General features: G+C 68.0%; 4 protein-coding genes. All 4 read left to right on the top strand.

Features of this window, described 5'->3' with window-relative positions:
- Positions 1-275: 275 nt before the first annotated feature.
- Positions 276-1,085, top strand: coding sequence for a TonB C-terminal domain-containing protein (locus AC1RQK_RS08820; RefSeq protein ID WP_492808577.1), 810 nt, complete (start codon positions 276-278; stop codon positions 1,083-1,085).
- Between the two features lie 2 nt (positions 1,086-1,087).
- Positions 1,088-1,597, top strand: a complete 510-nt coding sequence (locus tag AC1RQK_RS08815; RefSeq protein ID WP_253927749.1) for an RNA polymerase sigma factor — start codon at positions 1,088-1,090, stop codon at positions 1,595-1,597.
- Between the two features lie 118 nt (positions 1,598-1,715).
- Complete coding sequence (locus tag AC1RQK_RS08810; protein WP_492808575.1) at positions 1,716-2,708, top strand: FecR family protein; 993 nt, start codon at positions 1,716-1,718, stop codon at positions 2,706-2,708.
- Between the two features lie 372 nt (positions 2,709-3,080).
- Positions 3,081-15,194, top strand: a complete 12,114-nt coding sequence (locus AC1RQK_RS08805) for a filamentous hemagglutinin family protein (RefSeq protein ID WP_492808573.1) — start codon at positions 3,081-3,083, stop codon at positions 15,192-15,194.
- Positions 15,195-15,260: the final 66 nt, after the last annotated feature.

The raw sequence follows: 15,260 nt of genomic DNA, 5'->3' as shown, positions 1-15,260 counted from the left end.
GAGGCAGATCGCCGCGAGCTTGAGCAGGCACTGGAGCGAATCGCAGGCCGGGCCGGGTGAACCGCCGGTGCTATTGCTAACCTAACCGGGATTCTTGGCCCGGCCGTTCGGCATAGTTTTTTTTGCGTCCAGCAGGGCGCACTTCCTTTCTGTGTAGATGGAAGCCGCACGGAAAAAGCGGCGTTCGTCATGAAATATTCACAAAATTCGACGACATTGCTGGCGAAGCATCCACCCCGCTATTTCCAAAAACTCCGGCGACTCATGCGTTTGAAATGACAGGCAACTCGGCATCGGTCAGCGTGCTTGCGCTGACAGGATTCTTGAGTGGCTTGGGGCTCCTGATTGCGACTGGGATGGTGCGTGCGCAGTCGACGGGTACGTCGGGCGGGCCATCACGGTCGGACATGCCTCTGCATGGACAGGCCACCGCTGCCACATTGCCGTTGGCGGATGCGCCGGCCATCAGCCTCGCGGCGGGGAGAAATGAAAGGTTTTTCGATTTCGACATACCCGCGCTACCCTTGGATTCCGCACTTGACCGCTATGCGGCGCAGTCCAGACGGCCGGTGCTTTTTCGAAGCGAACTCGTGACCGGGCGCATGTCGTCAGCTGTGCAGGGGCGCTTCTTGCCCGAAGTCGCGCTGAACCAGCTACTCAAGGGCACCGGCCTCGTCGCAGAACGAGACGATGCAGGGGGAGGCGGCAGTGCCTTTGTCTTGATGCAAGCCGATGAGCACGCTGCACCGGCACCCTATGCCGGGATCGACAATCTGGTCAGTGATCGACGGTATCCTGGCCAGGTTCAATCCCGCATCTGGCAGGCGCTCTGTAGCACCCCACGGACCGCCCCCGGGACTTACCGCGCGCTGATGCGCTTTCAATTGAGCGCCGATGGCCGCATCCAAGGGGTGCGCTTGCTGGGTTCGACGGGGGAGCCCCAACGTGACGTGGCGCTGATGGAGACCTTGAGAACGATTCAGGTCCCTCCGCCGCCGCTGGATATGGTGCAACAACCGTTAATTATGTTGATAGTCCCCGGGGATCACAATGGCACGCTTCGCTGCGGCAGGGGGGCACCCTAGCTATGTCCGACGACGTGCAGCCGGCCTTGTTGGACCATTTGGCCAATCGCTACGCCAAACTTAAGCGCAGTCTCGTGCGGGTGCTGGGCAGCGATGATCTGGCCGGCGATGCTTTGCACGATACCTATCTGAGGTTGCAGCGCCAGGAGAGCCGCGGGCCGATCCTGAGCCCGAGTGCCTATCTGCTGCGCATGGCGGTCAATATCGCCGTCGATATCCAGCGCAGGCAGAGCCGCAACTTGTCGACAGACGACGTTGACGCTCTCATGGCGCTGTCCGATCCCGCACCTGGTCCGGCGCAGGTGGTTGAAGACCGTGCCGAGCTTGAGGCCTTGAGCAGAATCATGGCGCGCTTGCCAGAGCGCCGGCGGCAAATCTTGCTGCTGGTCCGCTGGGAAGGATTGCCGCAAAAGGAAGTGGCCGAGCGACTGGGGGTTTCGATACGCACGGTCGAGAACGAATTGAAGCGCGCGCACGATTTCTGTGCCCAAATGTCGAGCAGACAAAAATAGTTGAGGGATTTGAGCATTGTCATTCGTCTTTACTCGTGAAACGCAATCCGCGCCGAAGCTGCGCGCCGCTCGCCGACTCTATCCAGCGCGTGTCGTCATGGTGGCTTGATTCGATATCGTGAAGAAACCCATCGACCAACATGCCGTCTCCAACGACGTGCTCCAGGAGGAAGCGCGGGCCTGGGTGCGCTTGCTCACCTCGCGCGAAGTCAATGCATGGGATGCGCAAGGATTTCAACGCTGGCTGCAGAGCAGCCCGGCCAATAAGGAAGCGTTCAACGAAGCCAGGCGGGTCTGGACTGCAATGAAGCCGGCGGCAGGGGAATTGCTGCGTGCCAATCCGGAGATCGCTGCCGCACACAGCCATGCGTCACGCCCCATGCAGTCGGGGCGTCGTGCATTCATGGGCGCGGCGGTGAGTGCTGCGGCCGTAGCGGCCGTTGCCGCGGTGTACCCACCCCTCGGGGTCTGGCCAGCAATCACGGAGTGGGGGGCGGACTACCGTACCGCCGCCGGCGAGCGGCAGGAAATCGGGCGAGCCGGCAGTGTTCTGGTTACGCTCAACACGCGGACCAGCGTTCGACGACAGATGGACCATGGCGAAATGGTCGGCCTGGAACTCATCAATGGACAGGCCGCCGTCGACCTGTCCCGGGACGGCCAGCGCTTCGTCGTGACGGCGGGAGCGGGCCGAAGCGTAGCCGAATCGGGACGCCTCGACGTGAAGTCTCTCAACGGCAAGGTCTGTGTCACCTGTCTTGAGGGCGCCGCACGCGTGGAGCATCCCTCGGGAATTCGCGCACTCCTGGCTCGGCAGCAAGCAATCTACGACGATCGTATCGTCAGCCCCGTCGCCGGCGCTGATCCGCAGGAAGTGTCGGCTTGGCGCACCGGAGAAATGGTATTCCGCAATACGCCGCTTGCCGAGGTGGTCGAAGAAATCAACCGCTATCGCCCCGGCCGTGTCGTGCTGGTGAACGCCGCCGTTCGCGCCCATCTGGTGAGCGGTCGATTCCTGGTTACGTCTCTCGATGCGGTGTTATGGCAAATCGAGCATACCTACAAGCTTGAAGCCACGTCCTTGCCAGGAGGACTGCTGGTCCTGAGTTGAGCTGTCCGGCACGAGGGCTGGCCTTTGCACTGCGCAAAGTGCATCGGGTGTGGAATGCCCACCGCCTCACGAGGTTCGCCGCTGTAGCCCGGCGAGAAAGTGCAAAGTCAAAAAATAGTTGAGGGATCTGGCGGTAGCCATTCGTCTTGTCTCAGCGAGTTCCTGTTGCCGCTTACTGCGAAGCGGAACCAAACAAAACTCGAAGGACGTGGCAGCCCGGCACCGGGCGGGCTGCCGTAGCGGAATCGACTCAACTATTGGGCAGGACTTCAGATGAGCACACGCGGGCGCAAGTGCGCAATAGCGAAATCACGACACCTGGCACCGGCGGCATGGCCATTGCGCACGGCGCCGCTGACCCGGGCCGTTGCCATGCTGCTTGCCACTGGCGGGGTTTGGGGCACGGCGCAGGCGCAGCAGGCGTTCAGCAGTGCATGGTTTGCGTCCAAGGGCGCGGCGCAGAGCGCGGCGCAGCAGACCGGGCGCCTGCCCAACGGCATGCCGGTGTCGGCGCTGGCCAGCCCCTCGGCGCAGCAGCAACAGGCCAACGCCGAGCTGCAGCGCTCGCTGGCCAACCTGGGCACGGCCGCACAGGGCATCGCGGCGATGCAGGCGGCGCAGGCCAGCGCGCGCGCGGCCGCCGCGGCGGCGAACGCCACGGTGCCGGACGGGCTGGCCGAGGGCGGCCTGAAGATCGACACCAACAGCCTTACGCAGGGCTGGGTCAACGCCAACGCGCCGGCGCAGACGGTGGCCGACGGCAAGACGACGGTGGCCATCCAGCAGACTGCGGACCGCGCAGTGCTGAACTGGGAGACCTTCAACGTCGGGCGCAACACCACGGTGGATTTCAAGCAGCAGGCGGACTGGGCGGTGCTGAACCGCGTCAACGACCCGCAGGCACGGCCGAGCCAGATCCAGGGGCAGATCCGGGGTGATGGCACGGTGATGATCGTCAACCGCAATGGCGTCATCTTCAGCGGTACCAGCCAGGTCGACACGCGCAACCTGGTGGCGGCCGCCGCGCGCATCAGCGACAGCCAGTTCACGAGCAACGGCATCTACGGGCTCAATGGCACGACGCCAAGTTTCACCGATGCCCTGGGCAAGGTGGAGGTGCAGGCCGGCGCGCGGATTGCTACGCGCACGCCGGCCACGGTGACGCAGGGCGGGGGCTATGTGCTGCTGCTGGGCGCGGAGGCCGGCAACGCGGGCACGATCGCCACGCCGCGCGGGCAGGCGGCGCTGGCCGCGGGCGACAGCTTCGTGATCCGGCGCGGGGTGGGCACCGACGGCAACACCACGTCGACCACGCGCGGCAACGAGATCTCGCCGCGGTTCGTGGCCGGCGCTAGTAGTGCGGGCAGGGCGGGCAAGGTGGCCAACAGCGGGCTGATCCTGGCCACGGAGGGCGACGTGACGCTGGCCGGGCGCGACGTGCAGCAGCTCGGGGTGGCGGTGGCGACCACTACGGTCAACACGCGCGGCACGGTGCACCTGCTGAACTCGGCGGCGGACACGCAGGGGCGGGTGACGCTGGGGCCGGGCGCGGTGACGGCGGTGCTGATCGACGATGACGGCAAGACCACGGCGCTGGACAGCCAGCGTGACGCGCTGATCCAGGACTCGGCGGCGCAGGACCTGCTGCGCGGGGGGGCGGCATCGGGGCTGTTCGACAACCTGTCGAGGCTGTCGGACCGGCGCGACCAGTCGCGGGTGGAGATCGTCAGCGGGGGCGACGTGCTGTTCCAGGGCGATTCACTGACGCTGGCCACGGGCGGGCAGATCGCGGTGAGCGCGGCGGGGCGTAGCTTCGTGGCCAACCGGGCGCAGCTGGATGTGTCGGGGGCGGTGGGCGTGGCGCTGGCGATGGACACGAACAACGTGAGCGTCAATGTGCAGGGCAACGAGCAGCGCGATGCGCCGGGCAACCGCGACAGCGGGAACCTGCTCAATGCGAACGTGTGGATCGACCGGCGCCGGCTGGTGTACGTGCCGGCGGGCGTGGGCGGCTACGCGACCGAGCGCTGGTACACGGGGGGCGGGCTGCTGGAGGTGGGCGGCTACCTGGGCAACCAGGGACACCGGATCGGCGAGTGGGCGGCGCAGGGCGGCACGGTGACGCTGGGCGGCAAGGAGGTGGTGACGCAGGCGGGCTCGTCGATCAACCTGTCGGGCGGCAGCCTGGACGTGCAGACGGGATACCTGAGGCAGACGTGGTTCAAGGGGGCGGACGGGACGCTGAGCAACGCCAATAACGCGCAGGCGGGGGTGTTGTACACGGGGGTCTACACCGGCTTCGACGACGAGCACCCGCGCTGGGGCAAGACGGCGACGCAGTCGTATGCGAGCCCGCTGATCGCGCCGCAGCAGGTGCTGCAGAACGGCTACACGGTGGGCCGCGACGCGGGTCGCCTGCAGGTGAGCGCACCGACGGCGGTACTCGAAGGCGAGGTGGTAGCCCGGGTCTTCAACGGGGCGCAGCAGACGCAGGCGCGCGCGGCCGGTCTCGCCGACGGCTACAAGCAGGGGCAGTACGCCGTGGCACAGGCGGGCGGGCTGGCACTGGGGCAGTACACGGGGCCGGGGCGCACGGGGGTGTTCACCAGCGAGGTGAAGATCGGCACGGAGGTGGGCGTGACGCCGGGCATGGGGGCGGCGGACGCGCTCGACCCGCAGCGGCAGAACACGGTGTGGCTGGACGCAGGCATGTTGAACGGTTTCCAGCTCGGCGCGCTGGACCTGGCCAGCGGCGGGCGCATCGTGGTGAGCCAGCCGCTGGTGCTCGCCGATGGCGGCCAGCTGAGCCTGGTGGCGCCCAATGTCGACGTCAATGCCAATATCACGGCGCACGGCGGCACGGTGAACGTGTCGAACCTGTTCCTGCAGGCCGGAGCGAAGACCCCGATCACGCTGACGGCGGCCGACGGTTCCTCCGCACTTGCCTTGGCGCCGGGGGCGACGATCGATGCGCGCGGGGTGTGGGTCAACGCGCGCACCGATCCGGATACGCTCACGGGCCTCGCCTATCTTAACGGTGGCAACGTCACCTTCGATTCGTCGGGCGACCTCATGCTGGGCGATGGCAGCCTGATCGACGTGTCGTCCGGTGGCGCGATCCTCGCCAGCGGCAAGACCATGGGCGGCAAGGGCGGCAACGTCACCCTGATCGCCGGCGACTCGATCAACCAAAGCAGCGACGGGACGCTGGCGATCAAGGGCGAAATCCGCGCCTACGGTGTCAACGGCGGCGGCACGCTGACCGTCTCATCGCCGGACAGTGTCCTGATCGGCGAGAACGCGATGCTCAGCGGTGGCGTGCTGGCAAGCGGCACGCCGGCTTCGACGCCGCTGAGGCTGAGCCAGCCGCTGACGATCCGGGCGGGGCAACCGTTGCCTTTCACGCTGACGCAGACGTTTGCCAAGCTGACGCTGGATGTCCCTGCTCCCACCGTCATCTCCCTGGTGAACTGGCCCAGTGCGCCGACCGCCGCGGACTGGGTCGTCCCGGACGGTGTGGACCTGTCCTCCAAAGGGATCGATGGCCTGCTGGTCTACTACAGTCCCGGTGACGTGGTGCCGGCCGGGACGCGCATCGTTGGTGGCCCCGACCATATCCCGGCCGGCACCGTTATCCCCTCGAGCGTCTTCCTGAATGGCATTGCCATCAACCCTTACCATCTCGTCTATGCTGCGGGCTCGGTCCAGAGCCGGGACATGACCTACCAGGCCGGTACCGTGATCCCGGTCGGCGTGGCCTTGGGCCAGACCGTGTCGGTCGTGCCGCTGCCCTCGCTCGATGGCGCCTTCTTCCGCGCCGGCTTCTCCAACTACGATATCAACGGCGGCCGCGGCGTGCTGATGACGGATGGGGCGGCCATCGCGCCGGCCATGCCCGTGTACCGGTTCACGTCCGACAGCCTCAATGTACGCGCGGGCAGCAATCCCTCTTCGGCGATGTCCTCGTGGCTCCCGCCGCTATTCGCCGAACACCCGCAAAGCGCAACGCTGAGCCAGCGCGGGGGTGCCAGCCTGGCGCTGCGCTCGCTGGCCAAGTCCGCGAGCGGGGACCCCTCGGGCGGCGCCATCGTGATCGGCAGCAATGCCAGCATCGCCGTCGATGCGGGGCAGAGCATCCGGCTCGATGCCTTCGGCCAAGTGACGGTCGATGGCAGTCTGACCGCGCGCGGCGGCAGCATCAGCCTGACCAATGAAACGGACGGCAGCACGGATCTGGCGCGCAACTTCGATGCGGCCGGGGCGAACCGCGGCGTGTCGGTCTGGGTCGGTCCGCACGGCAGGCTCGATGTCTCGGGCCAGGCCTACACGGCGGTGGATGCCCTGGGCCGCAGCTATGGCGCGGTCACGGATGGCGGCACCATCAAGCTGGGCGGCGGCACGGCCTTTGTGGTGATCCGTCCTGGCGCCGAGCTGAACGCGGATGGCCGCGCCGTGACCGTCGATGCCTCGACCGTTCCGGGCCAATCCAGCGCCGGCACGATCACGCTGGCGGGCAATGGGGGCGGCATCGCGCTGTCCTCGATGAGCGGCCTGGACCTGGGCGGCAACTTGCATGCCGCAGCGGGCGGAAAGGGGGCCGCGGGCGGGGAGCTGTCCGTTGCGCTGATCACGCCCGCCTTCCCCGATCTGCTGGCGCAGATCCCGTTCAGCGTGCTGGTGCCCAGCGTGATGACGGTAACGCAAGCGCGTGTGGCTGCGGCAGCTTTGTCCGAGCCGGGCGCCCCGGTGGCCACGCTGCCGTTCGGGCAGGCGACGGTGAGCGCCGACATGGTCAAGCAGGGCGGCTTCAGCGCCCTGTCCCTGTCCTCCGGCGACTACATCGTCTTTTCCGGCGACGTCGCCCTATCCTTGGACAGGAGTCTCAAGCTCAATGCCGGAGCGTTCACCTCCGGACCGCGGGTTCCGGGCACCGACCCGGCGCTGACGCCAGGCAGTGGCGCCGTCCGCCTGGCGGCGCCGTATGTCATGCTCAGTGGCACGCCGGTCGTCGTCCGCGACGGCAGCCGGAGCGGCACCATCTACAACCCGGGGGCCGCTCCTTCGCCGACCACGGCGACCCTGGCGGTGGACGCGAACCAGATCGATGTCCAGGGCCTGGTCGTCTTCTCGGCCCGCAACAGCTACTACGATCCCGCGCAGAATACTTATCTCAACTCTCCGGCCCCCGGTTTCCGTTCGGCGAAGCTGGTCAGCCAGGGCGATATCCGTTTCCTGCCCACCACGGTCCAGCAGGGCACGACGCTGGCATCGGCATGGGACCTGGACCTGGAAGCGGCTCAGGTCTATCCGGCCACCAATGCGGTCGCCAGCGTCATCGCCGGCCAGAGCAATAACGGCTATGCCGCCACGCTGAGGATCGGCCGCACCACGGCCACGGTGCCGGACGCTCCGCTGTCGGTCTTCGGTCATCTCAGCCTGGTTGCCCCCATCATCGAACAAGGCGGGATCGTCCGTGCTCCGTTCGGGCGTATCGATATCGGAGGGAATCCGTACTCGATCCTCGCGCAGACGGTCGATCTGCTGCCCGGCAGTGTGACGTCGGTATCGATGGCCGGATTGACGATTCCCTACGGCGGGACGATCGACGGCGTCACATACAACTACAACGGCAACGCGGTCCTGGGCTCGAGTCTGACCGGGTATAACATGAACGGCATCCAGTCCGGCGTACAGCTTCAAAGCCAGAACGTGAATGTCCGGGACGGCGCGCTCATCGACCTGTCCGGCGGCGGCACGCTGACCGGCGCGGGCTTCGTCTCCGGGCGGGGCGGCTCGGTCAACATCCTCGGCACGCCGCTGATCAATGCCAACCCGGCCAACCGGTTCAGCAAGGCGGGCGACAAGGTCTACGCCATCCTGCCGGGCTATGCCTCCGGCTACGCGCCGGTGGCGCCCGAGAACGGCGCGGGCGACCCGGACATCGGCCAGCAGATCACGCTGGCGGCCGGCGTGCCCGGCCTGCCCGCGGGCACCTATACGCTGCTGCCCTCCAACTACGCGCTGCTGCCCGGCGCCTACCGCGTTGAACTCGGCGCGAGGGGCGCCAAGGTGGCGGGCGGCGCGACGGCCATCGGCGGCGGCAGCTATCTCACCTCCGGCGTCACGGGGATCGCCAACACCGGCATCCGCAGCCAGCTGCCCACCACCGTGCTGGTGACCCCGGGCACGGCCGTGCGCTCGTATTCCCACTACAGCGAACAGGGCTACAGCGACTTCCTGACGGCGCAAGCCGCGCTCTCCGGCAGCCTGCGCCCGCTGTTGCCCATCGATGGCAAGGTCCTGGACGTGCAGTTCAATGCGGCCAGCGACATGCCGATGCCGTCGCCCACGCCGGCGCCGTCCGCGCTGAACTTCGGCGGGACGGTGCTGTTTGCCCCCTCGCAAGGCGGCGTCAGCGGCCAGGTGGCCCTGCGCAATGTCGGCGAGGTGTTCAACGAGGCACCGACCGCCGGGTTCTCCGGCATTTCGGTGAGCGCCGGCAGCATCAACGCCATCGGCGCGCCGCGCCTGACCGTTAACGCCTTCCTGGCGCCGGCCAACGGCTCGCTGCAGTTCTTCGGCAACAATGGCGCAGATCTCTTCATCCGCGACGGCGTGACCCTCAAGGCGGGCGAGATGTTCCTGGTGGGCGGGAACATCGCGGTCGGCAGCGGGGTCACGCTGTCGACGGTCGGCCGGGGTGCAGTGCCGTTCGACTCCGATTCGACGGGACTGCGCTACCTGGCAGACCCGGTGACCGTGCTCGCCCTGTCGAACGGAAACGTGAACCTGGTCGGCTCCGCCAACAGCAACGGCTCGATCGCGGTCGGCGCCGGATCGTCGCTGTACGCCGAAGGCACCCTGGCCTTTGCCACCAACGGGCAGTCGAGCCTCGATCCGAGCGCCCATTTCGGCGCGCGCAACATCACGCTGGCTGTGGGCACGCTCAATGTGGGCGCCGGCAGCGCCGTCGCGGCGGCGGGCGCGGGCGCAGGCCTGCTGATCGACCAGGCGCTGTTCAACACGCTGCTGCACGGCGACCCGGACCATGGCGCGCCCGCGCTGCAGCGCTTCACCCTGAGCGCGGCCAACGCCATCAACACCTTCGGTACCACGGGGCTGGATGCCACAGGTTCCGGTGTCGACCTGCAGTTGGCGACGCCCGCTATCTACGGCTATGGCAACGCCGGCGACCGCGCGACCTTCGCCGCGGACAGGATCGCCTGGAGCGTGGTGCCAGGCACCTCGCCGGCGGCCTTGGGCGCGGGCGGCCCGGGCACCGGCACGGGCACGCTGGACCTGGTGGCCAGGGAGATCGACCTCGGCCAGTTCTTGTCGCTGGACAATAGCAAGGCCAGCCGCACGGTCTATGGCTTCGGCAACGTCAACCTGACGGCCAGCGAGAAGATCGTGTCGGCCGGAAACGGCTCGCTCTTTGTCTATCAGGCGCCCAGCGCGGATCCGGCGGCCGTGTTCGGCCGGAGCGGCACGGGTGGCAACCTGACACTGGCAACGCCGCTGCTGACCGGCATGCAGAAGTCGATCATGGCCTATACGGCGGGTGGGGCGCTGAACGTGGTGGCGCCGCAAGGCCAGGCGCCGAGCCAGGCTAGCTCGACCATCGCAGGCGCGCAGATCGACCTGGGCGGCGACAGCGTCGCCATCGGCAGCACCATCCTGCTGCCGAGTGGCAAGCTGGTGGTGAACGCCACCCACGACATCGCGCTGGACGCGGGCAGCCGCATTGACCTGAGCGGCCAGCCGTCGACCATCCAGCGGGCTACGGTTTATGGCTTCGGCGGCACGGCCAGCTTCCACAGCGCGCAGGGCGGCGTGGTGCAGGCTGGCGGCTCGCTGATCGACGTCTCGGCGATCCATGCGAACGCCGGCGAGATCACGATCGATGCCGGCAACGGGCAGGTCGCGCTGAACGGTACGCTGAACGGTGGCGCGACCGACGGCCAGGCCAGCGGCGACTTCAGTGCCCGGGCAGGAGCGTTCGCCGACTTTGCCGGGCTCAACGCTGCGCTGACCCGGGGCGGCTTCTTCGATGCCCGCAGCTTCACCGCCAGGCAGGGGGACCTGGTGGTCGGCGACGGTGTGAAGGCGCACCAGGTGTCGATCGCAACGGACGGCGGGCAGCTGACCGTGAGCGGCACCATCGACGCATCGGGCGCGGCGCCGGGCACGATCCGGCTGTCGGCCGCCCACGGGCTGACGCTGGCATCGAGCGCCGTGCTCGATGCGCATGGCGCGGTGCTGCAGGTCGACAGCTACGGCCAGCCGATCGAGGCGAAGAACCGCGGGCATGTCGAACTCACCGCCGCCGGAGGTACCCTGACGCTGCAGCCGGGCGCCACCATCGACCTGTCCACCCCGGATGGCGTGGCCCATGGCGATATCGTGCTGAATGCGCGGCGCGCCGGCGAGACCTCGGGCGACATTGCCATCAGCGCGGGCGGTCCGCTCGCCATCAAGGGCGCGAACAGCCTCGCGCTCAATGCCTTCTGGACCTACAACCTGCCGGGCGGCAGTACCATTTCGCAGGCAACGCTCGACGGCTACGACGCGGCCAGCACGGACTTCATCCACACCGCGCTCGGCAATGCCGCACTCGCTTCACGCATGGCGGGCCTGTCGGCCCTTGGCGGCGCCTTCCACCTGCGGCCGGGCATCGAGATCGCTTCCAGCGGCGATCTTTCGACCTCGGGGGATATCGACCTGGCCGGGTATCGCTACGGACAGGGCGCGGATCGCGGCCCGGCATCGCCGACCTACGGCGCCGGTGAACCGATGGCCCTCGTGGTCCGCGCGGGCGGCAACCTGACCATCGGCGGCAGCATCTCGGACGGATTCCAGGCCGGCGCATCCATCGCGCCCACTTTTGCCGCCATCCTGCCGTCTTCCCTGTCCACGGATAAGGTCCACTTCGCCGCGCAGGGCGCCCTGCTGTGGCGCCTGGTCGCCGGTAACACCGTGGCGGTGACCGCGGCAGGGGGCTGGACCGTGCCCACGCTCGCCACCGGCGCGGGCCTGCCGATGTCTTTCCGGCCGCAAGCGCTCGACGGTACCACCTATGCTTCGGGAACCGTCATCCCGTATGGCACGCAACTCAAGCGCCTCTATATCGCGGTCGGCCTGGAGAGCAAGGTCACGGGCTTGTCGCTGCAGACGGATCCGGGCAGCCCCGCGGCTGCCGCGACCTCGGCGCGGGCGAACATGCTGGCGGCCGGTTCGCTGTCGGCGTCGCTGCGCCTGGTCGCTGGCGCGGATACCACAGCGGCTGACCAGCGCGCACTGCAGGCGACGCAAGCGCTCGGCGGCGGCGGCAACCTCACGCTCAACGACCCGGCCTACAACGCCGACCTGACGGGAACCTTCTTCAGCGTGCTGCGCACAGGCACCGGCAGCCTCGACCTGCTGGCCGGCGGCAGCTTCAGCGAGGCCACGCCTTACGGCGTCTATACCGCCGGTACGCAGTCGGCGCCGCTCAGGACGGCCGACGGCCGCAACCCCTACGATCTTGCAGCGACCGTCACCGGCGGCGTGTCCCAGGCGTGGTACCCCGAGCACGGCGGCGACCTGCTGCTGACGGCGCAACAGGACGTGACCGGCAACATCCAGCTCGCCGACGGCACGTTGCGCTTCGTCGACAGCAACCTGACCAGCAACTGGCTGTGGCGCCAGGGCGGCGGAGGGGGCAGCCCCGATCCTGCCGCATGGTGGATCAACTTCGGATCCATGGCGAAGACCAATGCCAACAGTTCCGCCTTGGGGCTGATCGGCTTCCAGGGCATCGGGACACTGGGTGGCGGCAACCTGACGGTGGTCGCGGGACGCCATGCCGGCGTGACGACGGACGGCGCCAGCTTCAGCTCGACCGGTCTCGATCTCGCCGTCGCCTCCACCGGCCGGGTCCTGGCGGATGGCACCCTGGTGCAGACCGGCGGCGGTGACCTGACCGTCAAGGTGGGGGGCGTCCTCAATGGCCGCCAGGCCCAGGGTTCCAACGGCTATTCCACGGACTATTTCGGCTCGGTGACCGCGCTGAGGGGCGACATCGCCATCGATGCCGGGGCGGTGGGCGTGATCGCGCAGAATACGGGACCGTCGTACTGGACGTCGTACGATCCCCGCGTGCTGGATGTCTCGACGATCAAGCGCTCGATGCAGACGCCCGGTCCGACGGTCGTGCCGGGCGACGGCATCGTGACGGTGTCCACGCGCGGCGACCTGGTGCTGGGCGGCGCCGGCGATGCCGGGATGACGGCGCTCGCGGACAGCGCCGGGATGTACTACACGGTGCCTGGCGCGATCGTCAAGGGCGCCAATGCGCAGTTCACCTTGTGGCGGCCTTCGACGGCGATCCGCCTGCTTGCTGCGGGCGGCGATGTCGCGCCGTTGAACGGCGCCTTGTCGGGCAGCGGCAGTCAGAACGGCAATGGCTTCTTTCCCGGCAGCCTGTCCGTTGCCGCGGCCAACGGTGACATCCGGCTGCGCGACACGGACTCCGCGGGTGCCCTGCCAGGTGTCATCGAGCTGATTCCGTCGCCCACCGGCCAGCTGGAGCTGCTTGCGGCAGGGTCGATCTATGGCTCGGGCTCTACCGTGTCGATGTCGGGCGCCGACATGGCCAGCCTGGCGACCCCTGCGCGGCCGCTCTTTCAAACCACCTCGGGCCCGGGCGGCCCCAGCAATGCGGCCACCGATGGCGCGGTGCGCGTGAACGCATCCAACCCGATCGCCTTCGGCGAAGACAACCCCACGAGCAACCTGCATGCCCAGGATCCGCGCCCGGCCCTGGTCTATGCGGGCATCGATATCGATGACCTGCAGATCGGACAAGCGCTGTCACGGAACTGGTCGCCCTCGAGCCAGTTCATGCCGACGCACCGCACGTGGTATGTCGCGGCCAAGCCGTTCGAAGTGCTCGCGGGCCGCGACATCGTGGGGACGGGCCCGACGCCGAGCGTGTTCCTCAACGTGGGGGCGAACGACATCACCGTGATGCAGGCGGGCCGCGACATCTTCTATCAGTCGGTCAATGTCGCCGGCCCCGGCCTGCTGCAGGCCCAGGCCGGACGCAACCTCAATCAGGGCTACTACGGCGCGCTGACGAGCGCGGGCGACATCATCAACCCGTCGAACAAATCGGGCGGGGCCGGCATCACGGTGCTGGCCGGTGCCGGCGCGAACGGCCCCGACTACGCGGGCTTCGCCAGGCTCTACTTCGACGCGGCGAACCAGCTGAACGCAGGCACGCCGCTGGCGGGCAGCGGCAAGGTGGCGCATGCCTACGACGCAGAGCTGCTGGCCTGGCTGCGGCAGCGTTTCGGCTACAAGGGCGCGGCGGCCGATGCGCTGGCGTACTTCCTGGCGCTGCCCGGCGAGCAGCAGGGCGTCTTCGCGCGGCAGGCCTACTTCCAGGAGCTGCTGCTCGGCGGGCGCGAGTACAACGATACGGCGAGTTCGCGCTATGGCAGCTACCTGCGCGGGCGCGAGGCGATCGCGGCGCTGTTCCCGGCCACGGATGCGCGCGGCAAGGCGATCGCCTACCAGGGCGACATCACCATGTTCAGCAGTATCACGGGTTCCACCACCGTCAACGGGCAGACGGTGCCAGTCATTACCGACGCCGGCGTGCATACCAACTTCGGCGGCGACATCCAGATGCTCAACCCGGGCGGCAAGACGCTGGTCGGCGTGGAGGGCGTGCCGGCGGGAGCCGGCGCCGGCCTGCTGACGCAGGGTGCGGGGGACATCGCGCTCTACGCGAAGGGCAGCATCCTGCTGGGCCTGTCGCGCATCATGACGACCTTCGGCGGCAGCATCCAGGGCTGGTCGTCGGAAGGCGACATCAACGCCGGCCGGGGCTCCAAGACCACGGTGGTGTACACCCCGCCCAAGCGGGTCTACGACGCGCTGGGCAATGTCACGGTGTCGCCGAACGTGCCGTCCTCGGGCGCCGGCATCGCCACGCTGAGCCCGATTCCTGAGGTGCCGCCCGGCGACGTGGACCTGGTGGCGCCGCTGGGCACCATCGATGCCGGTGAGGCGGGCATCCGGGTCTCGGGCAATGTCAACTTCGCGGCGCTGCAGGTGGTAAACGCGGCCAACGTGCAGGTTCAGGGGAAATCGACAGGGCTGCCGGTGGTCGCCACCGTGAATGTGGGGGCGATGACCAATGCCAGTTCAACGGCGTCGCAAGCTGCCGCCGCTGCGCAGGATGCGATGTCGCGGGATCGCGCGGCGCAGCGGCAAAACCTGCCTTCGATCTTCACGGTGCGCATGCTCGACGCTGGCACGGAGTCGTCGTCGCCCGCTGACGGCGAGAGCAAGAAGGTGCCTGCTGGCGGCCTCCAATCCAGCGTGCCATACGATCCGGCGAGTCCAGTGCAGTTCGTCGGCCTGGGCGGGCGGTTCAATCCTGTCCAGCTGGAGCGACTGACCGACGACGAGCGCCGCAATCTGAAACAGATCCGGTAGCAGCCAATCGAGCGGCATGCGCGTCTATCGTGGCATCGCCTTCTCCAACTCCTCTCAGCGTTCGGC

The organism is Cupriavidus sp. GW822-FHT02D05 (assembly GCF_058802485.1).
Note: the sequence above shows the minus strand (reverse complement) of the source record. Positions and strands in the feature narration are given on the sequence as shown.

Coding starts and splice junctions, on each gene's coding strand:
- AC1RQK_RS08815 (WP_253927749.1), top strand. CDS start 1,088: ATGTCCGACGACGTGCAGCCGGCCTTGTTGGACCATTTGGCCAATCGC.
- AC1RQK_RS08820 (WP_492808577.1), top strand. CDS start 276: ATGACAGGCAACTCGGCATCGGTCAGCGTGCTTGCGCTGACAGGATTC.
- AC1RQK_RS08805 (WP_492808573.1), top strand. CDS start 3,081: ATGCTGCTTGCCACTGGCGGGGTTTGGGGCACGGCGCAGGCGCAGCAG.